Consider the following 24,892-nt stretch of genomic DNA (forward strand, 5'->3'; position numbering starts at 1 on the left):
ATTCTTCACGGAGGACTAATTCGCATCCTGACCCACATTTTTCGCTGGTGGCCCGAAGGCGTGCGCGACTGCTGACACTGGATCAGCGCCGCAGACGGATTCGCGCACCGGAGCAAACAGCATCTTTATTCGATCACCTCGCCGGCACGAGGCGGGCAGCGTGGGCGGAATGTCAACGCCGAGCGCCTTGGATGTCTTGAGATTGATGACCAGCTCAAACTTGGTTGTCGGGACCGAATTTGATAAAAACATCGCCGCCGCACTGCCGGATCGTGACAATCGCCGCAGTCCAGAGCTGCTTCACGCCGGCCACGAAAGCTATTGCGATAACGATTATATATGGCGGTTCTTGATAGAACCTCCTAGCGCGTAAGGCGGTCCGTTGACGATCATCGTTCAACGGCACAGCGCGTCAATCAGCCGGATGTCCACACAGAGAGGTTCCTAGGTCCTATGATCAAGGTACCGTACAGGTCTCGGACATCCGTCCGCCACATCACGGACATTTCACCATTGCGCATAGTCGAAGGAGACTCTGAGCCCCGCGGCTCTCGTGGTCCGCGTTCGCTTTTTCGGTGTACTGCCGTGAGGTGATTACAATTACAGCACGGAACGGCATTCGGCTCCTACCTTGAGTGCCTGCCGGTGAACCGCTGGTTGGGCCAAGGATGGAGGATGGACGGTTTCGGGAGCCAGTCTTCCGCAAGCCTCTTCCTCGCCAAAAGACCCGAGAGTGGGTGTATGATTTTCTTTTAATTGGATCTCCGTGCAATGGGATGACGGAGAGCTTTTTATGAAGGTTCTTATTGTCGACGATCATGCGTTAATTCGAGAGGCGCTGCACGCTGTCCTGAAACAACTGAAGCGAGAAGTGGTCGTATTTGAAGCTTCGAACAGCCGTCAGGCAATGCACATAGTCGAGGAACATCCCGACATCAGCCTCATTTTGCTGGATATCAATTTGCCTGATCGAGATGGCTTCTCTGTCCTCCGCGAACTGCGAGACCGCTATCCGACCGTTGCGATCATCATTCTTTCGTCCTCGGATGATCAAGACACAGTCAAGCGCGCTTTCGAACTTGGCGCTCTGGGTTTCATCCCGAAAACTACCGAACGTGAGGTCATGCTCAACGCCATCAAGTTAGTGTTCTCCGGCGGTATTTACATTCCCTCGGAAATTCTGGAGGAAACAACATCTCCACATCTTACAACTAAGCCAGCGCCGCGCGACTCTCCCAAGAGTCTCGGATTGACCGATCGGCAGATTGAAGTGCTTGGGCTCCTGATGAAGGGAAAAAGCAACAAGTCCATTGCCAATATCCTGAATATGGCAGTGCCGACAGTGAAGAACCACATCACGGTCGTTCTCAAGGCGCTCAACGTAACTAGCCGCACCGAAGCAGTAATAAAAGTCGGAAAAATGGGCTGGGAGTTGCCGCCGAAATCTGAATCATAAAGCCGCCCCGGTGTCTCTCCTGTTGTCATGATCCCTAAATAACTCGTGCATGACAGCGCGGAGCCGCATTGGGTCGACCGGCTTGTGCAGCAAAATGTATCCTCTATCGTTAGCATCACGTAATGGTTCAGGTGCCGTATCGCCGCTGATAAGAATGGCTGGAATTGATGAGCCCAACGCCGCATTAATTAGTTCGATCGCCCTGATCCCGGTCGTTCCGCTCGCAAGATGATAATCCGAGATTATAAGGTCGGGGCGTTGTTGGTGCTCAGCAAGTCGGACAAGTGCAGCTTCGTCGGACCCGGCGGTAAGGACGGAGTATCCCCAGTTGCCTAGCAATCCGGCTGTTCCTTCCAGCACCATTGGCGCATCGGCAATAACAAGAACTACCCTGCCTTCGACCGCAAAGGCCGCAGGGCGAGGTAAGTCGACGGGCTCGGTGGACGTGGCGCATTCATCTACCATCGGAACCAGGATCGCGAATCGCGAACCTCGGCCCACAGTCGAAGCTAAGTCGATTTGATGGTTGAGAAGTAGGCGGAGCCTGTCGACAATAGCCAGGCCAAGCCCCAGGCCGCCGTACCGGTTCGGTTCTGGGGCAGGAAGTCGAAAAAACTCGCCAAAGATATTCTGCTTCTGATCCTCAGGAATGCCGGGACCGCTATCCCATACTTCGATACGCAACATTTCACCGCGCCGACAACATCCGACGATGACCCCGCCCCGCAATGTATAGCGCACAGCATTGGATACCAGATTGAGCAGTATGCGTTCGAGCAGCATGGCGTCGCTCCGCACCCAGGCGTCACTTCGCCTAACGCGTAGGCGCAAGCCTTTTTCTCGCGTTGCTCGATCAAACCTCGTCTCAATTGTTTGCAACAGACGTGCGATCGGGAATTCGGTAATTTTGGGGGTAAGGATCCCGGCATCGAGCCTGGAAATATCCAGGAGCGAGTTGAACATTTCATCCATTTCTTTGCGCGTTGCATCGATCTGCTCGATCGTCTTTGTCCTTTCACCCGATTTGAGCGGCGTGCGCAGCTGTGCAACGAACAGGCCTAGTGCATGTAGTGGCTGCCGCAAATCATGGCTCGCCATGGCAAAAAAGCGCGATTTTGCTGCATTGGCGAGCTCCAGCTGTTGCGTACGCTCTGCGACCTTCCGTTCGAGGTCGATCTGCGCGCGGCGCAGACGTTCCTCCGCTTTCTTGCGCACCTCAACGTCGGCGCTCAGTAACAAGCTTGGAACGGTAATACTGATCAGGAACATCAGCACCAGTAGGAATGAAGCGTTGAGATCCGCGGTCGTAAAGGGACCGCCGCCCGTGAGCGTCCCCCAAATCGTCATGCCCGCAAGCACCAGCGCAACCGTTGCGGTGTCACGTGGACCGCGGCGCAGCGCCGCCCACAACATTGGTAGGATCGCAAGAAAACCCAGTGGATCTCGACTCGGCGTTTGCTCGATCAGGGGGCTGAAAGCAATGAGTCCAACAGCCGCCGCGGTTGCGAGGACGCCGACCGTCTCCAAAAATTCATTGCGGTTGAAAGCGTGATAGTGGCTTGATGCCCAAAGCACGATAACGGGGACAATGACCAGCGCGCCGGTCACATCTCCCAGCCACCATGTGACCCAGGCGTTTGCGAAATTGGTCGGTTCGATGTACCCGGCGATTGCCAGGCTGGTCAGTCCGAGGCTGGCGCTGATCGGTGTCGCGATCACGAAGCAAATCAGAGCAAACTTCGCGACAGAATTTGGCGTCGAAAACGTATTGCATCCGCCCGACCATCGCTTGATCAGGTACGCGCCAACAACCGCTTCAAGAGAGTTGCCGGTCGCAATCGCAATTGCGGTGGCAACGGAGCCGGCGGTCGTCGCATTGGCGATCACCGCCGCCGTGAAAATTGCGGGCCAAGTCCGATATCCCCACAACAGCACCGCCGCCAGCGCGACCCCCGTCGGTGGCCAAATTGGCGTTGCACTGGGATGAATAGAGGCGAGAGCAAGGCCGCCTTTTGCCAGGGCGAAATAGATCACGCCAATTGCGACCAGACCACCGGCTTGGCCAATGCCTCGGCGGAACTTTATCTCCGGCGTTAATGATCGTGGATCGGACATCGTCGACGCCTAGACTAGGCAGTTAGATCGTCCACCATGACTGACCTTTTGGTCTCCTTGACAAAGATCAGAGATCGCTGGGCAAAAGGGGCGCGCGGCATTTGTGGGCCGTTGCTTGTTACGCAGTAGCGGCCATTCTTTGCGCCAGTTCAGCATCAAGCTCTGGCAACAGCACGATGCCATCCTGATCGCTGCCGGATGAATGCAGCACGATCCGCGTGCACCCGCACCATAGGTGAAGCCCTAAATCTCCCCGCTGAATAAGACATTCTTCGAGAGCCCCTTGTCTTGTGGCCGCTTCAATTCGGTGGCCCGTGACCGATCTCGTGCTGCTTGTCAATGCAACTCCGATCGGCAGCGTCGGCGGCATCGCAGTCCGCTTGTAGGATTTCAGGACTTTGACCCGCGATCAGAAGCTGCTTCCGCATTTCAGCGAGGCGGGCGCGGCAGTATTCTCGATAGAGCAGGTCGAATATGGCGGGCATCGTTGCCCCCGTCGTTTGACTATCACTGTAAAAGATATTTCCACCACGAAATTTCGGATGAGCTTAGCCCTGTCGGTGGCTGTCGGATGTGAGCCCATTCACAGGCTGCGCCAATTCGAGACGCTCAAAGGGCGATAGGCTCACTTGCTTGCCGCTGTAAGAAAGGAGCAGGGCTCGTTACCTACAATGTAATATAGCAGCCGTCTGTTTCGGCAATACTTCGTCAAACAACTCAAGGCTGCTGCCGCCAAGCCAAAAATCCAACCACAGCGCGAAATCACACACTACTGGCTGCAAGCACAATTGGGTGCAACGCCGACTGAGACGCTAAAGGCATCGAGATCAATTGCGCGATCAAAGCTCGCAGCCATGCCGATGTGCGCGAATGTCCTCGAGCCATCCACATGAACCACCAACATCAACGCTTCGATCGCGGCCTGTCATTCCGGCGCGTATGCTTGCGCTAAGCAGCCTGCAAATGATCCCGACACCTCCTCGCGCGGTCGGCTCAGTGTCTGCCTTCCAAGTCTTGCTTAATGAGTTTAATCGCCGCCTTTATGCGCTGGATTTCGACCGCTTGCTCCTCTGCGCTATACGAGACTTCGCCGCGTTCGATGCGGGCTAGACGATCCCTGTATGTCGCGAGAAGCTGCTCTTGGTATTCACGGACGCCGACTAGCGGTTCGAACCTTCAACAAGGTAAACTGACCAGCGCAAATCCGGTTAACGCCTGTTAGCCAACCTCCCTGTGGAGACCCCACGGAGTGAAGGTCATCACCGCTCCGATGCTCATTTCGTCGGCGTTCACCGCCCTAGCCGCTGATCTGATCGGGAGGGCCACCATCGTCGATCGGACACCTCAAAGTCTCCCATTGCTTCCGCCCATCAACGTGCACCGGCCCCTCGTCGCTCGAAGCTGAGACAACGATCTGCGATTGAATGGCGCGCTCAGAGTGCGGCGGGCGCTGTTGTCGCGATCGCAGCATCGAGCCGGTGCACGACGGCCGCATTCAACCCTCGGGCCAATTCTAGGCACGCATCAATGCGTTTGAGTTGCGCCAGCTGTTTAGCCACCAGACCGAAGAAATGGATCCACGGACCCAGCTAATCGGTCCACCAGTTGCACGACGGCCGGCGTGGACTGCTTTTCGGAAGGCCGCGACCCGACAGAATTGACTGCCAGCCCACTACCGGCGGCAAGAACAGCCATCACAATCGCGGCGATATATTCGGTCCTCATGGCGATGGCTCCCTCATCGCCCCAGAAACTAACCGGGCAGTCTAAGAAATGGTTCCCGAACGCCGCGCGGCTCGATGTCTTCGCCCGCATCGGAAGTTGCCGCCATAGCGCCCACGACTGGCCTTCCGAATGGAACATCGCCGTCGCGATCAGAAATCAGGAACGAAGTTCGCCTACGAGGCTTTAAAAGCATGAGACCGTCGCTCGCCGGTAATTAACACGGCGCATGTCGCGGATAGCCAAAGGTCGCCGACCCGCTTTTCTCTACAAGCGCTCGCGCCAGATAGCCAAAAGCGGCGGTCTCGGATTACACTTAATCGCCAGCCGCGCCCCGATCGTTTGCGGGGGGAGCGTACTGGGCTGCTGTCGGCCTGCCGGTGGCGTTGTCTTACCGAACCGGAGGCTCCGTCATGCGCAACCGCATCGACATCGACCACGTCCACTGCCGGGCAATCATTCGAGTGATTGGCAAGAGACTGGGCGCGTCGCTGAAACCAGAACCGGAACTACCGGCGAAGCTTAGAATGCAAATCGATCGGCTCCGGAAATTGGAGGAGCAGCCACCTCCGATCATTCCAGCGGCCAAGCGCTGGAACAAGCCGCGCGGTTGAGCCGCATGAGCCGCAGACGGCTCGGCCGAACATGGACGAGCGATGCCACCGGTGAAGCTTCGCGCATCAAGGATTTTGAGTGAGTACGGTGAGGCGCAATCCGAATTGATCGGCAAAGCCGTCGTCCTTACCGACGGAAAGGCAGGCACGGTGGAGAACGTTTGGCTGGATGAATTGCACGGGCTCCGGATTTCGATCAAAGGTCATGATGGAAGATGGCCGGTCTCAACCATCAAGTTCGCGGAGAACTAGACCTTCGCATCCGCGGCGCGCGCTCTTTCAGAACATTCCGAGCAGGATGAAAGTAAGCGCGATTTTCCCCGCACGTTGACGCCTGCGCTTTTGACGGATGGCCTTCGTATCGGGGGGGCGTCTGGCCTGTTCAGGCAGTGGCGGTTTTGGGGAAGTTGAAGGGCAGCAGGTCGGTGATATCGGCGTCGCCCGCGCGCTGAGGCAATTCGGTGAGGACGAGGCGCAACCAGGCTAACGGCTCGACGCGTGAGGCGCGGCAGGTCAGCATCAGGCTGTAGACGACGGCGCTGGCCCTGGCGCCCTCGACGGTGTCGCTGAACAGCCAGCTCTTTCTGCCAGTGGCAAAGATTCTGATATCACGCTCCAGGAGATTGTTGTCGATCGGCATCCTGCCGTCCTCGGCGTAGCGCGTCAGATATTCCCATTGGTTTCGGGTGTAGGATATGGCGTCGCCAAGCTTGCTGTCCGGCAAGACCTTCGGGGCGATTTGATCGAGCCATTCCTTGAGGGCGTTCAGGACGGGAATGCTGTGTTGCTGGCGGAAGCGGCGAATGCATTGATCTGGCGTTTCGCCTCTGTCTGGTTTTTCGTCCCGCGCCTGCCTTTCAACCCGGTAAAGCTGTTCGAAGAACCGCAGCGTCTGCTCGGGCGGACCGCCGCCTTTCTTCCTCGCCTTGAGGGCATCGACAAAGCGTCGCCTGGAGTGGGCCATGCATCCAATGTGGGTTGCCCCTTCCAGCGTGCGCCAGGCCGTATAGCCGTCACTCATCACGATGCCACGGTAATCGCCGAGAAAGGCCTGCGGGTGGATTTGGCCACGGCCTGGCTGATAATCGAGAAGCACGATGGGCTGGTCGCTGTCCTCGCCGCTGCGATAGGCCCACATATACGATGTGCTGGTGGCCTCTCTGTCCTTTTCCTTGAGGACCTGAACCGTCGTCTCGTCGCCATGGATGAGGGGCTGCGATCTGAGCCGCAGCTTCAGGGCGTCATAGATGCGCGAGAGATGCTTCTCGCTTGAGCCGATCACCCAGTGGCCCAGAGCGCCGCGGCTGACAGCAACACCGGCGCGTTCGAATGCCTGCGCCAGGCGGTAGAGCGGCGTGCCATCGACATACTTATGAACCAGCGCGAACGCCAGCGTTGAGGCTGTGGCAACGCTGCCCGGCAAGGGCTGCGTCGGCATCGGCGCCGTCACGACAGGTGCGTTGATCCCGGTGCGATCGCAATGGCGGCACCCATATTTGAAGCGCACATTCTGTAAGACCTTCGCCTTCACCTCGATATGAAGTTGCTCGGTAACGGCCTCGCCCATGCGATGCATCTGGCCACGGCAACACGGACAGGCCTTCTGATCGTCGGGCAGGTCATACTCGACGCGCTCGCGCGGCAGGCTTGCCGGCAGCGGTCTGCGCCCGCGCTTTTTTCCTGTCGTACTTTCGACGGGTGGCAAACCTGTGTCCGGAAGTTCGGCGATATTGTCCGTATCACTGCCGGTGTCATCTTCGTCCGCGACCTGCTCAGCTTCATTGAAGAGACGATCGACGTGCTTTTCGCTGCGTGGCGCAAAACGATGCAGGCGTGCCAGCGCCAGTTCTTCCTCGAGTTTGACGACGCGTTCGGCGAGCTGAAGGTTTCTCCGCCTGCAGCGCGGCAATCCGCGCCAAAAGCACTTCAACACTCGGTTTGCCGGTTCGATTCATCGGATTCTTGAATCTGAACCGTACCGACGCGTCAACCGCTCAACTCGAGAGCTCAGCCGGCAACCTGATATTGCCGCAACGGATGGCGGACCATCGCATCGATATCGATGCCGTCGAGGATCCAGTGCAATTGCTCGGTCGTAAGCGTGACGACCGCCTCTTGGCGGCGCGGCCATCGGAACTTGTCCTCGGTCAGCCGCTTCAGGACCAGCACGAAGCCGGACCGATCGAAGAACAGCAGCTTTATCCGGTCGCAACGGCGATTGCAGAACGCAAAAACCGCCGGAGCAAACGGATCGAGCGCCATCGTCTCCTGGACCAGAACCGCAAGGCTGTTGATGCCAGCCCGGAAGTCGATCGGCCCACGGTGCAGATAGACTTGCAGGTCACCGCCCAGTCTGAACATGGCTCAGTGCTCCGATGATCGCCGTCAATGCATCTACATCGCCGCATTCCAGCGCGAGCTTCACGCCATTCGGCAGGGACGCGCTCACTTTGGCCGGAGAGCAAAAAGCTGCAGTCCTTTTGGATTCCGAACCACGCACTTCATCGCAAGTCGCCGGCAAATCCACCGTCGCCACGCTGCTCTGCCGCGACAGGGCCCGATCGGCAGTCCTCTCAAGCTGAACCGGGATGAACGCCGGTGGTGAAGACGGCGGCAGCGACCTGGTCGCCGTCCACTTCTTGATCCACTTCCGAAGAAGGTTCGCATTGACCCCATGTTCGAGCGCAAGCCTCGATACCGAAACCCCAGGTTCAAGGCAGGGCGAAGCGACCAAGCAAAGCTCGGGCGAAACGCGCCGCGAGAACGCGAACGTGTGTCTGCAAGTGCAAATAAGAGTTGGAGGATTGCAGTGCCGCTCCTTGCTCCGTCATTGCGAGCGCTGCGAAGCAATCCAGAGTCTCTCCGCGGCGACAGACTGGATTGCTTCGCCGCGCTCGCAATGACGATGTGGAGACTACGAGCGCCACTCTATCACCGTCACCCTCGCGTCGATCGCGCTGGCCGACCAGCAGGGCGCATTGTCCTGGCGGTTGCGAACGGAGATGTCGCTGGCGCGGCTTCGTCGTGGGCAAGGCGCTGGAAATGAACTTGACGAGCTTGCGAAAAAACCCGCAGTTCTCCGAGGGATTCGAGACCGCCGACCTCAAGGCGGCGCGGCTCATGCTGGATGGGCAGGCTGGCTGATCGGGCGGAAGCAAAAGCCCGACGGACCGATCGGCCCGCCGGGCTTGTCTGCGTGGCGCTAGCTAGCTCGAAGCCGCCACGTCCAGGATCGCATCGGCAAATGCCTTCGGCGCCTCCTGCGGTAGATTGTGCCCGATGCCGCCGTCGATGGTCCTGTGCGAGTATCGGCCCGAGAACTTCTTGGCGTAGGCGGACGGCTCCGGATGCGGCGCCCCGTTGGCGTCGCCCTCCATCGTGATGGTGGGCACGGAGATGACGGGCGCCTGCGCAAGCCGCTGCTCAAGGTCGTCGTATTTCGCTTCGCCCTCGGCGAGGCCGAGCCTCCAGCGATAATTGTGGATCACGATCGCGACATGGTCCGGATTGTCGAAGGCCTTGGCGCTGCGGTCAAAGGTGGCGTCGTCGAAATGCCATCGCGGCGAGGCGAGCTGCCAGATCAGCTTGGAGAAATCGCGGCGATATTTGTCGTAGCCCTCACGGCCGCGCTCGGTGGCGAAGTAGAACTGATACCACCATTGCAGTTCGGCCTTCGGCGGCAGAGGCATCTTGCCGGCCTGCTGGCTGCCGATCAGATAGCCGCTCACCGAGACCATCGCCTTGACGCGCTCCGGCCAGAGCGCCGCGATGATGTTAGCGGTCCGCGCACCCCAGTCGAAGCCGGCAATCGTGGCCTTGTCGATCCCCAGCGCATCCATCAGCGCGACGGTGTCGGCCGCGATCGCCGATGGCTGCCCGTTCCGCATCGTCGCATCGGACAGGAAACGCGTGGTGCCGTAGCCGCGCAGATAAGGCACGATCACGCGATGACCGGCCGCGGCGAGCCGCGGCGCGACATCGACGAAACTGTAGATGTCGTACGGCCAGCCGTGCAGCAGGATCACGGGTGGACCGCTCGCGGGACCGACCTCGGCGTAGCCCACGTTGAGCAATCCGGCGTCGATCTGCTTCAGGGACGCGAACGACGCGTTGGTGCCAGGCTTGATGGCGTTCGCAGACTTCGCCGGCTGGGCCGTCTCGGCTGCGGCAGTTGCGCCGAGCGAAAGCTGGGCCGCCGCCAGCGTCATGGCCGCGCTGCCGAAGAAGCGGCGTCGTTCATGGTTGATGTTGTCGGACATCTGTGCCTCCTATCGTTAATCCCGGTCCAGCGTCGCGATCTCGTCGGTGGCTTCATCCAGCGCGAAGCGGCCGGCGAGCGATCGCGCCCAGAACATCGTCAGTCGCCCACAGCGAGCTCGTGCGTTGGTTCGCCGCTCGCAAGACCAACCTGCACCCAAGTGGCGTCGTTGGCTCGTTATCTGGTGTTAGACGTTGCGAGCGCCCCGCGAGTCGTCGCCTCTACTCGAAGACGGCGTCGAAGATCTCGACATCGACCAGCACGGGCTTGGCGATCACGGTTCCATCAGGCCGCAGAGTCTGTGTACGCCGAAGCGTCGGCACCACGATGCCGCCGAAGCTGTCATGGGCCCAGGATGAATGTGCGACCTTCATTCCAAAGAGTTCGTGATCCGTCCGCCGCTGCAGGGCGCGCTCGTCGAAATAGAAGATCTGCTCGCGCGCGAGCGTGATGAGGTTCTGCGGAAATTGTGCTCGCAGGCGCCGCCAGGTCTCGGTGTTTTCACGCCAGGGCGACAGTTCCTCAATCACGACATCGGGATGGGCGAGGAGAAATGGACTGGTCAGATAGCTCCAGATGGCGACGCCACAGAAGAAGACGAGTTGCAGCTCGTCGGCCAGACTGTGTGCATCGGCCTCGGCGAATCCGAGGTCCGGGTTGCGCCAGGATCGCAGCACCTCGCCTTCCAGGCTCTCGATCGTGATCGTGTCCGGCTGAAACGAGCCGGACTGTTCTCCCCCAGTAATGCCGGTGAAGCGGACTGATTGCGTCCGCGTCGATCCCTCCGCGGTCACATCCTTGAATTCACGGGCATGTCCGGCGCCGGAGAACAGTGTCCCCCCAACGGAAAGATGCAGCGTGAACCGGCTCAAATTGTTCCAGCGGGCCAAACCGCCGCTGGCCTCGATCACGTCGTCAAGAAGTGCCATGTTTCGCCGCATCCACCGTGAAGTGTAACCACCATGGCGGGGCGGGTGCGGCTTGGCGTGTTAGAAGTTGTTAGGAGTTGCAAGCGCCTGATTTGGCGGTATCCCGTTGAAGATGCTCTCAATTCAGAGCGCTGAGGATCCCGTTGGCGGCGACCAGATCACGGGTCGAGATGCCTTCCTGATACCGCGCCACGATCGGCGCGAGCAGGGTGCGCGCATCGCCCGTCCGTCCGGTACGCCGCCAGACGCGGGCGAGGCTGATGGCCCCCCGCAACTCCCAACCCAGCGCACATTGCCGGCGTGACAGGACCAGCGATTTCTGAAGATAGTCCTCGGCCGCCACGGCGTCGCCTGCCCCCGCGAGGATGTCCCCCTTGACCCGGAGCATCTCCGGCATGTCGAAGGATTCGCCGTGATCGCCGATCTGGGCGATGGCGTCGTCGATGGTGCGCAGGGCCTCGTCGGATTCGTTCTGGGACGCGAGACCCTCCGCCAGCGCGGTCGCAAACACCGTCGTCATGATCCGGTGCCGCGTCGCGTACAGCGTCGCCTGGCTGCGGCGAAGGTGTTCGATGCCGCCGGCGACATCCCCGCGGCGCAGCAGAAGCTCGCCCTTCTGGCCGATTCCGACCGCGTGATAGGGGCCGAGGAAGTGCCGCTCGGCATGATTGATCAGCCGTTCGATCATGATTTCGGCGTTGGCCCAGTCACCGACCCAGAGAAAAACGTAGATCGTCCAGATCAGGGCAATGCCGAGCGTGAGCGGCTGCTCGAGCTGCTCGGCCTCGCGAACGGTGTATCTGGCCGCTTCGATCGCGCGATCGGGCCGGCCGGTGAGCCAGAGCCCCCGCGCCAGCGCCACCAGCGCGACGATACGGTCGTCATAGCCGAGATGGCCGATATTCTGCCGCTGCGAGCCGGGATTGAGCACCATCGCGCTCTCGCAGAACTGCACGGCCTTGTCCTGGTTGCCGATCAGGTGATGCGCCACGCCCAGCATCCATTCCACGTTTAGCGTGCTGGCGGGATCGTTCAGCTTCCGCGCAACACTTTGGCCCTGTTCGCCGGTTCCGAGCGCGCCGTGAAAATCTCCCACCCTGGTCAGGTAGATGTGCAATCCGCGCAGCAGCCACAGCTGCCAGTGCAGGTCCTCGAGCTCCCGGGCGAGTTGAAGGCTTCGCGTGAACGCCGAGCGAACTGCTTCGGTATTGCCCTGCGTGAACATCACGGAGACGCCGAGAGCGGCCTGCAACGTCATCTCCTGGCGGCTGTCGACGGAAGCCATATCGACAACTGTCAGTGCCTGCTGCGTCCAACGGTAGCACTCCGTCAGCAACGTCAGCTCGAGGAAGAACTGCGCCGCCGACGCCGCCAGATCCACGCCGACCGCCCGGTCGCCGCCCTCGGAAAAACTCCAGGTCAATGCGGCGCGGACATTGGGCAGGTGGTCGGCGTAGGGAAGAAAGCCGCCCGCGCTCTGCATGCCCATCGATTTGAGGGCAATATCGCGCAGGACGTCGCGGAAATATTCGGCGTGGGCGCGCGCGACCCGAGCAGCTTCCCCGTTCTCGATCAGCTTGTCCGCCACAAAGGCGCGGGTGGTGTCGAGCAGGCGATATCGCAGCCGCCGTTCGGCGGGGAAGGTCGCAATCAGGGATTTCGAGAGCAGGTTCGAGATGGCCTCGACCGCTTCGGATTCGCTGATGCCTTGGGAGGAGGCGACGGCAAGAGCGGCCTCCAGCGTGAAGGGGCCGGCGAACACCGACAATCCGCGCAGCGTGGCGCTTTCGGCTGCCGGCAGCAGGTCGTAGCTCCAGGCAAGCGCCGCGCTCAGGGTCTGGTGCCGCGGGATCGCGGTCCGCCGCCCCCGCCATAGCAGTGAGAAGCGGCTGTCGAGCAGCGAGGCTGTGCCGGCGATTCCATAAGCATTGACGCGTCCGGCAGCCAGCTCGATCGCGAGCGCAATGCCGTCCAGCCGCCGGCAGATCTCGGCCACGAGTGGTGCGTCGTCCTCGCTCAGCTCGAATTCACTCAGGCTCTCGCCGATGCGTTCGACGAACAGCTGGCTTGCTGGATAGGCGAGAATGTCGGCCATGCTCAGTCCGTCGCGCTCGGGCGGGCAATCGAGCGGAAACAGCCGATGGACGCGCTCACCTTCGGTGCGAAAGGACTCGCGGCTGGTGGCAAGAATATGCAGCTCGGGCGCCTCCTGCACGATGCGCTCGGCCAGCGGCGCGAGCTCGTCGAGGATGTGTTCGCAGCTGTCGAAAACCAGCAGCATCCGCCGGCTGCGCAGGAATGTCAGCAGGCCTGGTATCGGGTCCTCGGAATTGACGGTCAGGCCAAGCGCGGCGGCAATGGTGCCGGGAACGAGCCTGGCATCCGTCAGCGCGCCGAGATCGACGAAGCTCACCTGGCCATCGAAGCCCGCAAGCTGGCCGTGCGCGACGGCGAGCGCGACGGAGGTTTTGCCGATACCCCCCGGACCGACGATGGTGACGAAGCGATGCAGGGAAAGCTCGGCAGAAATCTTCTCGACCGCATCGTCTCGCCCGATCATCCTCGCAAGGGGTGAGGGGAGCGAGCGCGGCGAGGAGACCGGCAGGCTCGACCGGGTCTCCGGAGCTGCGGCCCGGAGCAGGGGGGCTGCGAAACAATAGCCGCGTCCGGGGACGTTGACGACATAGCGGGCGCCTTCGCCGGAATCGCCTAAAGCCTTGCGTAGCGTCGTGATGTGGAAGCGCAGGCTGCCTTCGTCGACATTGACCTCGCCCCAGACGCGCTTGATCAGCTCCCGCTTGTCAACGACCTCGCCCGGTCGTTCGGCGAGAAACATCAGGATGTCGAGCGCGCGACCGCCGAGGTGAAGCGGAGCGCCATCCTTCTCCAACAGCCGCGACTTGGGAAACAGCCGGAAGGCCCCGAAGGCAATCGCCGAGTCCTGGTCGTTAGTGTCTGGCATGGGCCATGATTCCAGGGAAAAGGTAGTGCTGCTGTCGGCTCGTCTGATCTACCCGAATGAGGCCTTGAGTAAACGGGCCGAAAACGGCGAAATCAGGCAACGGGACCGAGATAAGCCAAAGGTACAAAGATTAGATGTCGCAAATTTCGCTTAAACGCGAACGGCTTATGCGGCAATCGGGAAGACGCGGCGAAGCCTCTGACGGCCAAAACGGCGTTTGCCGTGCAATCCTCGCCTGCCATCGATCATAACAGAATCTTGCAACGCCTAACGAGCGTAAGTCGGAGCTCTCCTCCAATATGGCCTTGGAGTTAGATCCTACTTTCAACGGGGGAGGCTATCATGCCCGCGCTCGGTTCTCGGTCGCACGACAATGTCGCCCGATCTCAATATGTCACCAAGCTTGACGATCAGTCGCGGGACTGGGAGCTCGTGTTGCGTGAATCCCACCACCGGATGAAGAACACGCTGACACTGCTGGGTGCGTCAGTTCGCCGCGACTTCACGCGGGCCGGCACCAGGGACATGTCACTTGCGGTAGACCGGTTCGAGCGGCGCGTCGTCGCCTTTGGCAGGCTCTATCAACTTTTGTCGAGTGACGATGATCATTCGACAGTCTCCGTTGCGGCCTTTTTCGAGAACCTGTGCGGAGCTGTCTCGGAGGCTGTGCTGGAACCAGCGGGCATCCGCTGCGAGGCTGCGATCGAAAGCGGTACGCTGCCGGCATCGCAATGCCACCGGCTCGCGCTGATGCTGACGGAATTGATCACGAATGCGGCAAAACACGCCTTCCCCAACAAGAAGAACGCACTGATCCGCATCGAAATGGCCAACCGCGACGGCGCCTGGCTGTGCACGGTGGCCGACAACGGGATCGGTGCGACCGGCCCGCTTCAGGGCACCGGTAGCCGGATCCTCGAAGGGCTCGCACGCAGCGTCCGCGCCCGGATCAACGGCGAGGCGGGGGAGGGCGGCACGCGCGTGACTATCGTGATGCCGGCCGCAGCCGCCTGAGGACGGCCGAGCTCTGCTCTGCTCGCTCGCAACAACTAACAGACGCCAACCGAAACAGGGAGTTCGACATGACAGTCATCGAGACAGATCGCGAAGCCGCCGCCAAGCCCACGAAGGCTCGCGGGGCTGATTTGAAGCTGGAGATCGTCGTCATCCCCGTGTCCGATGTCGACTGTGCCAAGGCGTTTTACACGCGCCTCGGTTGGAGGCTGGACGCCGATTTTGCCTCGGGGGACGATTGGCGCGTCATCCAGTTCACGCCGCCAGGCTCGGCCTGTTCGGTGATATTCGGCAAGAATGTCACCGGCGCGGCGCCTGGTTCGGCGCAAGGCTTGTACCTGATCGTCTCCGATCTGGAGGCGGCACGAAAAGAAATTCTCGGTCGGGGTATTAAGGTGAGCGAACCATTCCACGGTGCCGGCGATATTCACGCGGGGCCGGACGAGCCGTATCTGTTCGGTCGCGTTCGGGTCAGCGGTGTTGACCCGGAACACGGTAGCTACAGCTCGTTTGCCGCATTCAGCGATCCCGATGGCAACGGCTGGCTGCTCCAGGAGGTTACTGCGCGACTGCCCGGGCGCATCGAGGGGGACGGTACGGCGTTCGCTTCGCAGACCGAACTGGCCGCGGCACTGCGCCGCGCAGCGGTGGCGCATGGTGAACATGAGAAGCGCACCGGCGCGCACGACGAGAACTGGGCCGATTGGTACGCCGCATACATGGTGCGCGAGCAGGCTGGACAGCCGCTGCCATAGCTGGAAGCGGATTCGCCCGACGTGCCACGGCCTCTCTGGTCGCGTCTGGTCGCGGCGCCTATAACTCTCGCGGTGTGTACGGCCCCTGATTAGACAACGCGGCGCGCGATGGTTTACTCGTCGCGCGCCGCGTTGCATTTGCACTGCCTGTAGCGCACTTCATCGATCGCTCCTCCAGATCGCGCGGACTCGCAACGGCTAACGCACTCTAACAATCCATAACGAGCAAATTGAAGACGCCTGCGCCAATGTCTTTGCAGGACGAACCGAGATGTCGATTTCGAATTCGGTCAACGTCACCGACAAAAGCCAGGGAGATCCACATGCCGACGCAAGCGCGTACCGACATCCTCAACCCCGATCGCCGTCAACTGCTGAGCCAGGCCGCAATGGGTGCGGTCGCCGCCAGCGTTGCGAGCCTGCTGCCGCTGCATCCGGCCAAGGGGGCCGCAGGCGGAGCGATCCGCCCGTTCAACGTCAACGTGCCCGAAGAGGATCTGGACGATCTGCGCCGGCGTCTGGCGGCGACCCGGTGGCCGGATCGCGAGATCGTCGCCGACCAATCGCAGGGCGTGCAATTGACGACGGTGCAGCAGCTCGTGCGCTATTGGCAGACCGACTATGACTGGCGCAAGATGGAGGCGCGGCTGAACGCCTTGCCGCAATTCGTCACCGAGATCGACGGCGTCGACATCCACTTCATTCACGTGAAGTCTCGCCACGAGAATGCGCTGCCGATGATCGTCACGCATGGCTGGCCGGGCTCGATCATCGAGCAGATCAAGATCGTCGGCCCGCTCACCGATCCGATGGCGCATCGTGCCAAAGCGGCGGACGCGTTCGATCTGGTGATCCCATCGCTGCCAGGTCATGGCTTTTCCGGCAAGCCGACGGCGCTCGGATGGGATCCGCAGCGCATCGCGCGTGCCTGGATCGTGCTGATGAAGCGCCTCGGCTACAGCCGTTACGTGGCGCAGGGCGGCGACTGGGGCAATGCCGTCACCGAGCAGATGGCGCTGCTGGCGCCGCCGGAGCTGCTCGGGATTCACACCAACATGCCCGCCACCGTTCCCGATGACATCGCCAAGGCGCTCCAGCCCGGCGGCTCGCCGCCGGCAGGCCTCTCGGTCGACGAGCGCTACGCCTACGATCAGCTCGACGATTTCTACAAGCATGGTCTCGGCTACGCGATCGAGATGTCGAACCGGCCGCAGACGCTCTATGGCCTGGTGGATTCGCCGGCGGGTCTTGCATCCTGGATGCTCGATCACGATGCGCGCAGTGCCGCGATGATCGCGCGGGTGTTCGACGGCAGGACCGAAGGCCTGTCGCGGGACGACGTCATCGACAACATCACACTCTATTGGTTCACCAATACAGCGGTGTCGTCGGCGCGGCTTTACTGGGAAAACAAGCTGGTGTTCTTCGAGCCCAAGCACGTCAAGATCCCGGTCGCTGTCAGCGTCTTCCCGGACGAGATATACGCCGCGCCGCGCAGCTGGGCCGAGAAGGCCTATCCGAAGCTGATCCACTACAACCGTCTCGACAAGGGCGGCCACTTCGCCGCCTGGGAGCAGCCCGCGCTGTTCTCTGCCGAAATGCGCACCGCGTTCCGGCCGCTGCGGCAGTCGATCTGAGGCCCGCAGGGACGCGCCCTCCGCGCGTCCCCTCCTTCACACACATCAGGAGCAAAACCATGAATCGCCCCGAGCGCAACTTCACGACCGAAGAGATCCGGCTTGAGCGCCGCCTGCCATCATACTGGCGGGTCACCTTCGACATGCCCCCGGTGAATATCTTCGGGCCCAGGCACCTTCCCATGCTCAACCACATCATCACCGCGATCGAGACCGACCCTGAGGTGAAGGTTGTCGTGTTCGACAGCGCCGTCGAGGGTTTCTTCATCACGCATTATGACTTTCTCGCGCCGCTGGAGGATTCCCAGAGCGTCCCGCCCGGGCCGACAGGCCTTCAGGCGCTGCCCGACATGCTGGTGCGTCTCAGCCGCGCACCTGTGGTGTCCATTGCCTCGATCCGGGGCCGCGCGACCGGCGTCGGCAGCGAGCTCGCGCTCGCAAGCGACATGCGCTTTGCCAGCCGCGAGAAGGCGATCCTGTCGCAATGGGAAGTCGGCGCGGGCCTCGTGCCCGGCGGCGGACCGATGGCGCGGTTGCCGCGCCTGATGGGCCGCGGCCGCGCGCTGGAGGTGCTGCTCGGTGCCGACGACATCCATGGTGACCTCGCCGAGCGCTATGGCTACGTCAACCGTTCGTTGCCGGATGCCGACCTCGACGGCTTCGTCGAGGCGCTCGCCATGCGCATTGCCTCGTTCGATAAGGATGCCATTGCCGAGACCAAGCGCCTCGTCGACGTCGCGAGCCTGCCGCCGGACGTCGAGATCAAGCCGGAATGGGACGCATTCCTGGCCTCGCTCGGCCGTCCAGCAAGCCAGACCAGGATCAGGGCGCTGATGTCGCAAGGCTTCCACCGCGCCGGTGACGTCGAGAACCGGCTTGGCTTCCACGTCGGACAGATCGGCACCTGACGGAACCGCTGCGGTGCTCGACCGGTTGAAAAGGCGACAGGTGGTAACGCCGAAGCCGCCTTCCACCGGAGCGCCGGTGCCGAGAATAAACAAGGAGAAGTGAGATGATCCGCAAGGCGAAGGCAGTATGGAAGGGCACCGGCCGCGATGGCAGCGGCCAATTGTCAAGTGAATCCGGTGTGCTCGCGGAAACGCCCTATTCATTCAAGACCCGCTTCGAGAACGAGAAGGGGACGAATCCCGAAGAATTGATCGCGGCGGCGCACGCCGGCTGCTTCACCATGGCGCTGGCCTTCGGCCTTCAGCTGGCCGGCTTCACACCGACCGAGCTCTCCACGGAAGCGGCGGTCAGCCTCGAGCCCGAAGGCAAGGGGTTCAAGATCAGCAAGTCTGCGCTGACCTTGCGCGCCAAGGTGCCGAACCTCGACGATGCCGGTTTCGCCCGCATCGCCGGTGAGGCCGAGAAGAACTGTCCGGTGTCGAAAGTGCTCAATGCTGAGATCACGCTCGACGCCAAGCTTATCTAATGCGAGCTTGCAATATCGTGCCCATCCGGTCCTGGTCGAGGAAGCTGAATCTTCGAGGCGTCATCGTCACTTCGAGAGGACCGGATGGACATCCAAACTTGGCCGGCTCACGCCGCGCGGCGCAGAGCTTGTGGTGCGACCGGTGCTGAACGGACAGGCCGATCCATTGGGAGCTGACACATGACAACAGAGCGTGCAGTTTTGGCTGGAGGTTGCTTCTGGGGCATGCAGGATCTCATCCGCAAGCAGCCCGGCGTAATCTCGACCCGCGTCGGCTACACCGGCGGTACGGCGAAGAACGCCACCTATCGCAATCACGAAGGCCACGCAGAAGCGATCGAGATCATCTTCGATCCCGCGAAGACGGGCTACCGGACGATGCTGGAGTTCTTCTTCCAGATCCACGATCCCACCACCCTCAATCGCCAGGGCAACGACATGGGAACGAGCTATCGCTCGGCGATCTTCTACACCACAGACGAACAGAAGAGGGTCGCCCAAGACGTTATCGCCGATGTCGAGGCATCGCATCTGTGGCCCGGCAAGGTGGTCACCGAAGTCTCGCCCGTCGGCGAATTCTGGGAGGCCGAGCCCGAGCATCAGGATTATCTCGAGCGCTATCCCGATGGCTACACCTGCCACTTCATCCGGCCAAACTGGAAGCTGCCGCGGCGCGGGGCTGCTGCGGCAGGTTAGGGCGCGCCGCACTCGGATGGCCGGCTCTGGCCTGAGGACGGCGTTGCGACGATCTCGCCGAAGGAGCGCGTGTCTTGATCGATGAGTCCGATAGCTCTGAGGCGTTTCCGGCTCCACGCCGTCAGGTCTGCAATTGCGCGATCAGGTCGTACGCGACACGCATGTCGGCAATGTCCGAGGCCTCTGCAAATGACCCGCAGACGTTCTCCAGAACTGACCTGGCGTCTGCATTCCGTCCCTGTCCAATTCTAAACTGAGCGATGCTGATCGCGCATCTGAGCTCCCAGAACCGTGCACCCTGCTGCGTGGCGATCTCCATGGCCTCGCCAAAACATTTTTCGGCGGCCGGCAGGTTCTTCGCCTGCTTGAGCACCAGCTCTCCCTTGATGCGGATCAGCTCGGGCAGATACCAGCGCTCTTGACGGTCGTTGCAACGGGCCAAGACGTCCTCGATCATATCAAGGCCACGTTCGGCCTGATCGGCCTCTCCGAAACAGGCCGCAAGCTCGCCAAGGAGCGGAAGAAAACGCGGCAGGAAGCGCGCATCGCCGGCGCGATTGAGCTCTTCGCGCAATAGTGGCAGGCCCGTGGCGAGGTCGCCCCGCTTCGCAATGACCGCCGCGTTGAATGCCCGCGCCCACAGGCCCCACAGCCGGATTGCGTGGCGCTCGGTGTGCTCGAGCAGCTCGGTGCCATGGCGTTCCGCGGCGTCGAAATCGCCGGCCAGGAAGGCGATCGGGCAGGCGGCTTGCCCCAGCACGCTGCAGAAGGTCAGCGCGTGGCCGTTGGCGCGGCCTTCCTCGATGTTTCTGGCGGCGAGCGCCTGGGCCTGATCGGCCAGGCCTTGTAGCCATAGAATGCGGGCCCGGAAATATTGCGTCGATATCCTGAGATCGAGCGGGAAGATCTTGGGCTTCTCCACGAGCGCATGCAACGATGCGTTCACCCGGTCGATACGCAGCCGCGCGTCCGTCTGGTCTCCGAGATAATGCAGAGCGACCGCCATCAGCCGATCCGCCAGCATCAGATCGGTCTTGTCGGACGAGTTCGCCGCGGCCTCTGCAAAGCGATCGGCCAGTGCGCGTGCCTTGCCGAATTGTCCGTTGTTGAACTGGTCGATGCACAATCCCCAGAGCGCGCGAAGCCGGAAATCCTTGTCGTCGAGCCGGTCAGCCAATTCGAGGGCCGTCTCGAGGATCGGGCGCGCCTCGCGTGCGCGCCCCTCGCCGTACATCAGCGACCAGCCGAGTGCGGAGAGGAGCTGCATGCGTATACGGTCATCGCCGCCGGTGTCTCCAAGCGCAGCGAGCGCAATTCTGACGCGCTCGCGGCATTCGGCGAACAATGAAAGACGGACCCACAGCGTGACCGTCGCCGCCGTCAGTGCGATACCCAGCGCAGAGTCGCCATCGGGCGCGAAAGCCCAATCCAGCGCCGCACGCGCGTTGTCCAGCTCCGAGCCATAGATGCTCAGCCATTCCGGCAGCGGAGCTGATGTGTCGGATTCCGCCGCCTCGAAGAAGTCGCGAAAATGCTCGGCATGGCGCCGCGCGAATTGCCTTGCTTCGCCGAGTTCGTTCAGCTTGCCGAGCGCATAGGTGCGCGTGGTGTCGAGCAGACGATGGCGCAGCATCCGTGAGCCGGACGGCGAGATCAGCGATTTGGTGACCAGGCTGTCGATAGCTTCGAGAGTTTGCAATGTGCTGAGGCCGTCGCCCGACGCGACCGCGGCAGCCGCTTCCGGAGTAAACGGCCCGACGAAGACCGACAGACGTCGCAGGGTGGCGCTCTCGGCCGCGGACAGCAGGTCGTAGCTCCAGTCGAGCGCCGCGGCGAGCGTCTGGTGTCGCGGAACAGCGGTGCGTCGCCCCCGCCATTGCAGTGAAAAGCGGCTGTCGAGGAGGGACGCCGTGCCCGCGATGCCGTATGCGTTGACGCGGCCCGCCGCAAGCTCGATTGCAAGCGCAATGCCATCGAGGCGCCGGCAAATATTGGCAACGAGCGGCGCCTCTTCTGGGCTGAGCTGGAATGGACCTGAGCTCTGCGCAATGCGCTCGACGAAGAGCTGGGCTGCAGGGTAGGCAAGGACCTCGGCGACGTTCAGTCCGTCGCGCTCGGGCGGACAATCCAGTGGGAATAGCCGGAAGATCCGCTCCCCTTCGCTCCGGAACGACTCGCGGCTGGTTGCGAGAACGTGAACTCGCGGCGCATCGCGAACGATGCGCTCGACCAGCGGTGCCAATGTATCCAGCACATGTTCGCAACCATCGAGGATCAGTAGGACCGGGCTTGCCTTCAGGAACGCCAGCAGACCCGGCATCGAATCCTCCGAGCTGATGGTCAATCTCAGTGCGGAGGCAATGGTGGTTGCAACGAGGCTGGCATCCCTTAGCGGACCGAAGTCGACAAAGAAGACGCGTCCGCCGAAGTCCGCCGAGCGGCGATGCCCGACGGCCACTGCGACCGCGGTCTTGCCGATGCCGCCCGGGCCGACCACGGTCATGAAGCGATGGAGCGAAAGCCCGTTCGATATTTTCTCGACGACCTCCTCGCGTCCGACCATCTTTGCGAGCGGCGCTGGAAGGGAGCGCGGACGGACGATTTCGGCGGCGGGCGGGATGACCGACGGGGGAGCTTGCGCGAGGGAGGCGACGAAGCAATAGCCGCGACCAGGCACATTGACCACATAACGGGCAGCTTTGCCGGTATCGCCGAGCGCCTTGCGCAGCGCTGCGATGTGGAAGCGCAGACTGCCCTCGTCGACATTGACGTTGGCCCAGATGCGCTTGACCAGCACTCGCTTGTCGACGACTTCACCGGGGCGCTCGGCGAGGAAGATGAGAATATCCAGCGCGCGGCCGCCGAGATGCAGCGGCGCGCCATCCTTTTCCAGGAGCCGGGACCTTGGAAGCAGCCGGAATGGTCCAAATGAAATGGCCGAGTCTTCGTCAGTACGATCTGGCACGCGCCGTTGCCCCCTCGACGGGAGTCGAAATTGGTTGCATCTGGTCTAGCAGATCGAGACGTTGAGTAAACTGGCCGAAAGCAGTGGGCGCCTCCGCGTTTCCGGCCGGGCCGCTTGATTCTCAGTCCCGCCGTGCACGAAATATCGCTTTGAAACTAGCAGCTTAGGTCAGTCGCGTTGTGGCGGCGAGAAGGGCTGGGCCGTTTGGCGCGGGTTTGCTGCGACGATGCGCGCTGAAAGCGTGACGAGACCCATCAGTGCCGCCAGGAGCCAGAACGCTACCGGCAGCCCGACCGCCCGAGCGACGAAACCGACGCCGGCGGGGCCGATGAGGATGCCCGCATAGCCGGCGGTCGTGATGGCCGCGACGGCGAGACCTGTAGGCATCACCGTCTGTGTGGCTGCCCGGCGAAATAGCACCGGCACGAGGTTCGAAGCCCCTAAGCCGATGAGAAGAAAGCCGCTCATGGCGACCGCGGCGACGGAGGCGGTGAGCAGGACCGCAAAGCCCACGATCGCAAGCAGGCTGCCCCAGAATAATGTCGCGTGATCCCCGACACGGGCCACGACGGCGTCACCGCCGAGCCGCCCGGCGGTCATGGCGATCGAAAACACGATGTAACCGGCCCCGCCTTGCGCTTCGGAGAGAAGCCCTGCGCCGATGACGAGCAGTGCGCCCCAATCGAGCATCGCGCCTTCGACGAGAAAAGTGATCGCGCAGAGCAGCGCGAGCAGCAGCACCGATCCGTGCGGTAGCACGAACAGCAGTCCCTGCTGCGCCTTGGTCGAGCGAAGCAGGCGTGGCCACGCGATCAGCGTGGCGATCAGCATCAGGACGGAGCAGATCAGCGTGCAGGCGAGCGCGCCGAGATGCAGCGAGAGCAATAATGTCATCAGGGCGGATCCGGCGAAGCCGCCGATGCTGAACAGCGCATGAAAGCCGGACATCAGCGGGCGCCCGGCGGCGCGCTCGACCTCCACGGCGTGGATGTTCATGGCGACGTCGATGGAGCCAAGCGCTGCGCCGAATGCCAGCAGCACCAGTGCCAGTGTCACCGGCGAGCTTGCGATTGCCAATACCGGCAGGACCAGCGCCAGACCAAGCCCGCCGGCGATGATAATCGGCTTGCTGCCGTAGCGTGCGCTCATGACGCCGGTCAAGAGCATCGCGACGACCGAGCCGATGCCGAGGCTGAGCAGGAGCAAGCCGAGGATGCCGTCGTCAACGGCGAGCCGCGCCTTCGCGAACGGTACCAGCGGCGCCCAGCACGCGATGCCGAAGCCCGCGACCAGGAAGGCGAGTCGGGTCGCAAGGCGCGTCGCCGGCCGGTCAGCAGAAGACATGAGGAACTCCAGGGAGGGGTAGTGGCGCGGCCGAGAAGCCAGAAGATTGCTGCGCCATTATGTCCGAGGCGTGCACGAATTGTCGCGGGCAGCATCGGAGAGCAGCAGGCGGACGCGAAGACCTCTCGGTTCGTTGTCGAGCAGCAGCAGCGTTCCGTCATGCGCGGTCACGATCGCCTGCGTGATAGAAGGCCGAAGCCGGATCCCGCCGTCTCGTCCATGCTGCGGGCTTCAGGCGACGAACAGCAGATGTCCGATCAATCAAGGAATGGCGGGCTGTGTCTCCATCAGCGGCATCCAGCCGGCCTCGCTGCGCTGGAAGAGCGGACACCCGTATACCGCACGAACCGGAAACGGCGCGGAAAGGGCCGCAGTCGTCACCTCCCAACGATTGGTTTGCTTCATCGCGACGACCATGCCGGCAATCTCGACGCCGATCTTCTGCAACAGGCGCGCGGCGGCGACTGCGGTCGCGCCGGTCGAGATTGCGTCATCGATCAACACCGCCCGGCGCCCTTCGATCAGGGGCAGCAGGTTCGGATCTAGCCGTAACTTTTTCCCGGCCTCTGGGCTGGTGATCGAAGTCGCGGGCTCGGACAGCGCGTCATCATACCAGAATTTGCGGGAGTATCCGAGCGGGACATAGCGAGCCTGTCCGAGCCGTTCGGCCACCAGAGATGCAAACGCAAGACCCAGCGTCGGTAGTCCGACAATGATGTCGGCGTCGAAGACGCGCGCTTGTGTCGCCATATGGTCTGCCAGCGCCGCGACAACGAGATTCGAGGCTTGGTTGGCGATGAGCGAAGCGACGGCGCGGTCACCATCGGGCAACTGGCGCAGCGGCAGGACGAGGATGCGGCCGCAAGGCAGAGGAGCGGGATAGCCGAAGCGGTAAGGTGGCGTCGCCGAAAAACGTGCGGGGATATGTGGCGTCAGATCCTGCCAATAGCCGGTTGTAGGCTCGATATAAGATTCACTCGCGGTCATGAT

At 61.9% G+C, this 24,892-nt stretch carries 19 protein-coding genes and 1 pseudogene; 10 read left to right on the top strand and 10 right to left on the bottom strand.

Annotated features, from left to right (window positions below):
* The first annotated feature begins 793 nt into the window (after positions 1-793).
* On the top strand, positions 794-1,456 hold the full coding sequence (locus FXV83_RS07270) for a response regulator transcription factor (protein WP_148738516.1): 663 nt from the start codon (positions 794-796) through the stop codon (positions 1,454-1,456).
* Here FXV83_RS07270 and FXV83_RS07275 read toward each other — a convergent pair.
* Positions 1,451-3,571: an MASE1 domain-containing protein gene (locus tag FXV83_RS07275; protein WP_187435730.1), complete on the bottom strand. Its 2,121-nt coding sequence runs from the start codon at positions 3,569-3,571 to the stop codon at positions 1,451-1,453. The genes FXV83_RS07270 and FXV83_RS07275 overlap by 6 nt on opposite strands.
* 398 nt (positions 3,572-3,969) lie before the next feature.
* Here FXV83_RS07275 and FXV83_RS42510 point away from each other — a divergent pair, with 398 nt between their 5' ends.
* The 3 genes from FXV83_RS42510 to FXV83_RS07295 all read left to right on the top strand — a co-directional run bounded on the left by FXV83_RS42510 (position 3,970) and on the right by FXV83_RS07295 (position 6,159).
* A complete protein-coding gene (locus tag FXV83_RS42510) occupies positions 3,970-4,194 on the top strand; it encodes a hypothetical protein (RefSeq protein ID WP_187435731.1) in 225 nt (74 codons plus the stop codon).
* Between the two features lie 1,512 nt (positions 4,195-5,706).
* The gene (locus tag FXV83_RS07290) at positions 5,707-5,907 is read left to right on the top strand and encodes a hypothetical protein (RefSeq protein ID WP_148738518.1); all 201 of its coding nucleotides are present in this window, start codon (positions 5,707-5,709) and stop codon (positions 5,905-5,907) included.
* A 42-nt stretch (positions 5,908-5,949) separates the two neighbouring features.
* Positions 5,950-6,159: a PRC-barrel domain-containing protein gene (locus tag FXV83_RS07295; RefSeq protein ID WP_148738519.1), complete on the top strand. Its 210-nt coding sequence runs from the start codon at positions 5,950-5,952 to the stop codon at positions 6,157-6,159.
* A gap of 130 nt (positions 6,160-6,289) precedes the next feature.
* Here FXV83_RS07295 and tnpC read toward each other — a convergent pair.
* From tnpC to FXV83_RS07330, 6 genes and pseudogenes are all read right to left on the bottom strand, one after another.
* Positions 6,290-7,862: pseudogene (tnpC, locus tag FXV83_RS07300) on the bottom strand (IS66 family transposase).
* A gap of 52 nt (positions 7,863-7,914) precedes the next feature.
* Positions 7,915-8,268, bottom strand: coding sequence for an IS66 family insertion sequence element accessory protein TnpB (tnpB, locus tag FXV83_RS07305; RefSeq protein ID WP_148738520.1), 354 nt, complete (start codon positions 8,266-8,268; stop codon positions 7,915-7,917).
* Positions 8,249-8,641 (bottom strand): IS66-like element accessory protein TnpA, encoded by a 393-nt coding sequence (gene tnpA, locus FXV83_RS07310; RefSeq protein ID WP_235939335.1) that lies wholly within the window; start codon positions 8,639-8,641, stop codon positions 8,249-8,251. The genes tnpB and tnpA overlap by 20 nt, the downstream gene beginning before the upstream one ends.
* Positions 8,642-9,113: 472 nt before the next feature.
* Complete coding sequence (locus tag FXV83_RS07320; protein WP_148738521.1) at positions 9,114-10,166, bottom strand: alpha/beta fold hydrolase; 1,053 nt, start codon at positions 10,164-10,166, stop codon at positions 9,114-9,116.
* 220 nt (positions 10,167-10,386) lie between these two features.
* On the bottom strand, positions 10,387-11,094 hold the full coding sequence (locus FXV83_RS07325; protein WP_148738522.1) for a hypothetical protein: 708 nt from the start codon (positions 11,092-11,094) through the stop codon (positions 10,387-10,389).
* A gap of 118 nt (positions 11,095-11,212) precedes the next feature.
* Positions 11,213-14,056, bottom strand: coding sequence for an ATP-binding protein (locus tag FXV83_RS07330; protein ID WP_148738523.1), 2,844 nt, complete (start codon positions 14,054-14,056; stop codon positions 11,213-11,215).
* Positions 14,057-14,398: 342 nt separating this feature from the next.
* Here FXV83_RS07330 and FXV83_RS07335 point away from each other — a divergent pair, with 342 nt between their 5' ends.
* The 6 genes from FXV83_RS07335 to msrA all read left to right on the top strand — a co-directional run bounded on the left by FXV83_RS07335 (position 14,399) and on the right by msrA (position 19,593).
* A complete protein-coding gene (locus tag FXV83_RS07335) occupies positions 14,399-15,070 on the top strand; it encodes a sensor histidine kinase (protein ID WP_148738524.1) in 672 nt (223 codons plus the stop codon).
* A gap of 68 nt (positions 15,071-15,138) precedes the next feature.
* Complete coding sequence (locus FXV83_RS07340) at positions 15,139-15,825, top strand: VOC family protein (protein WP_148738525.1); 687 nt, start codon at positions 15,139-15,141, stop codon at positions 15,823-15,825.
* A 323-nt stretch (positions 15,826-16,148) separates the two neighbouring features.
* Complete coding sequence (locus FXV83_RS07345) at positions 16,149-17,462, top strand: epoxide hydrolase family protein (RefSeq protein ID WP_148738526.1); 1,314 nt, start codon at positions 16,149-16,151, stop codon at positions 17,460-17,462.
* Between the two features lie 59 nt (positions 17,463-17,521).
* Positions 17,522-18,370 (top strand): enoyl-CoA hydratase/isomerase family protein, encoded by an 849-nt coding sequence (locus FXV83_RS07350; RefSeq protein ID WP_148738527.1) that lies wholly within the window; start codon positions 17,522-17,524, stop codon positions 18,368-18,370.
* 104 nt (positions 18,371-18,474) lie between these two features.
* Positions 18,475-18,897 (top strand): OsmC family protein, encoded by a 423-nt coding sequence (locus tag FXV83_RS07355; RefSeq protein WP_148738528.1) that lies wholly within the window; start codon positions 18,475-18,477, stop codon positions 18,895-18,897.
* 180 nt (positions 18,898-19,077) lie between these two features.
* The gene (gene msrA, locus FXV83_RS07360; protein WP_148738529.1) at positions 19,078-19,593 is read left to right on the top strand and encodes a peptide-methionine (S)-S-oxide reductase MsrA; all 516 of its coding nucleotides are present in this window, start codon (positions 19,078-19,080) and stop codon (positions 19,591-19,593) included.
* 121 nt (positions 19,594-19,714) lie between these two features.
* Here msrA and FXV83_RS07365 read toward each other — a convergent pair whose 3' ends face one another.
* The 3 genes from FXV83_RS07365 to FXV83_RS07380 form a co-directional block, all read right to left on the bottom strand.
* On the bottom strand, positions 19,715-22,558 hold the full coding sequence (locus tag FXV83_RS07365) for an ATP-binding protein (protein ID WP_148738530.1): 2,844 nt from the start codon (positions 22,556-22,558) through the stop codon (positions 19,715-19,717).
* A gap of 168 nt (positions 22,559-22,726) precedes the next feature.
* Complete coding sequence (locus tag FXV83_RS07370; RefSeq protein WP_148738531.1) at positions 22,727-23,902, bottom strand: MFS transporter; 1,176 nt, start codon at positions 23,900-23,902, stop codon at positions 22,727-22,729.
* Between the two features lie 261 nt (positions 23,903-24,163).
* The gene (locus tag FXV83_RS07380; RefSeq protein WP_148738532.1) at positions 24,164-24,889 is read right to left on the bottom strand and encodes a phosphoribosyltransferase; all 726 of its coding nucleotides are present in this window, start codon (positions 24,887-24,889) and stop codon (positions 24,164-24,166) included.
* Between the last annotated feature and the right edge of the window lie 3 nt (positions 24,890-24,892).

This window comes from Bradyrhizobium hipponense, from assembly GCF_008123965.1.
GTDB classification, from domain to species: domain Bacteria; phylum Pseudomonadota; class Alphaproteobacteria; order Rhizobiales; family Xanthobacteraceae; genus Bradyrhizobium; species Bradyrhizobium hipponense.

Bases quoted from the DNA above. Each gene is read 5' to 3' on its own strand.
- tnpB (WP_148738520.1), bottom strand. From the start codon at position 8,268: ATGTTCAGACTGGGCGGTGACCTGCAAGTCTATCTGCACCGTGGGCCG.
- FXV83_RS07340 (WP_148738525.1), top strand. From the start codon at position 15,139: ATGACAGTCATCGAGACAGATCGCGAAGCCGCCGCCAAGCCCACGAAG.
- FXV83_RS07270 (WP_148738516.1), top strand. From the start codon at position 794: ATGAAGGTTCTTATTGTCGACGATCATGCGTTAATTCGAGAGGCGCTG.
- FXV83_RS07320 (WP_148738521.1), bottom strand. From the start codon at position 10,166: ATGTCCGACAACATCAACCATGAACGACGCCGCTTCTTCGGCAGCGCG.
- FXV83_RS07275 (WP_187435730.1), bottom strand. From the start codon at position 3,571: ATGTCCGATCCACGATCATTAACGCCGGAGATAAAGTTCCGCCGAGGC.
- FXV83_RS07295 (WP_148738519.1), top strand. From the start codon at position 5,950: ATGCCACCGGTGAAGCTTCGCGCATCAAGGATTTTGAGTGAGTACGGT.
- msrA (WP_148738529.1), top strand. From the start codon at position 19,078: ATGACAACAGAGCGTGCAGTTTTGGCTGGAGGTTGCTTCTGGGGCATG.
- FXV83_RS07370 (WP_148738531.1), bottom strand. From the start codon at position 23,902: ATGTCTTCTGCTGACCGGCCGGCGACGCGCCTTGCGACCCGACTCGCC.
- FXV83_RS07330 (WP_148738523.1), bottom strand. From the start codon at position 14,056: ATGCCAGACACTAACGACCAGGACTCGGCGATTGCCTTCGGGGCCTTC.
- FXV83_RS07325 (WP_148738522.1), bottom strand. From the start codon at position 11,094: ATGGCACTTCTTGACGACGTGATCGAGGCCAGCGGCGGTTTGGCCCGC.
- FXV83_RS07290 (WP_148738518.1), top strand. From the start codon at position 5,707: ATGCGCAACCGCATCGACATCGACCACGTCCACTGCCGGGCAATCATT.
- FXV83_RS07345 (WP_148738526.1), top strand. From the start codon at position 16,149: ATGCCGACGCAAGCGCGTACCGACATCCTCAACCCCGATCGCCGTCAA.
- FXV83_RS07350 (WP_148738527.1), top strand. From the start codon at position 17,522: ATGAATCGCCCCGAGCGCAACTTCACGACCGAAGAGATCCGGCTTGAG.
- FXV83_RS07355 (WP_148738528.1), top strand. From the start codon at position 18,475: ATGATCCGCAAGGCGAAGGCAGTATGGAAGGGCACCGGCCGCGATGGC.
- FXV83_RS07335 (WP_148738524.1), top strand. From the start codon at position 14,399: ATGCCCGCGCTCGGTTCTCGGTCGCACGACAATGTCGCCCGATCTCAA.
- FXV83_RS07380 (WP_148738532.1), bottom strand. From the start codon at position 24,889: ATGACCGCGAGTGAATCTTATATCGAGCCTACAACCGGCTATTGGCAG.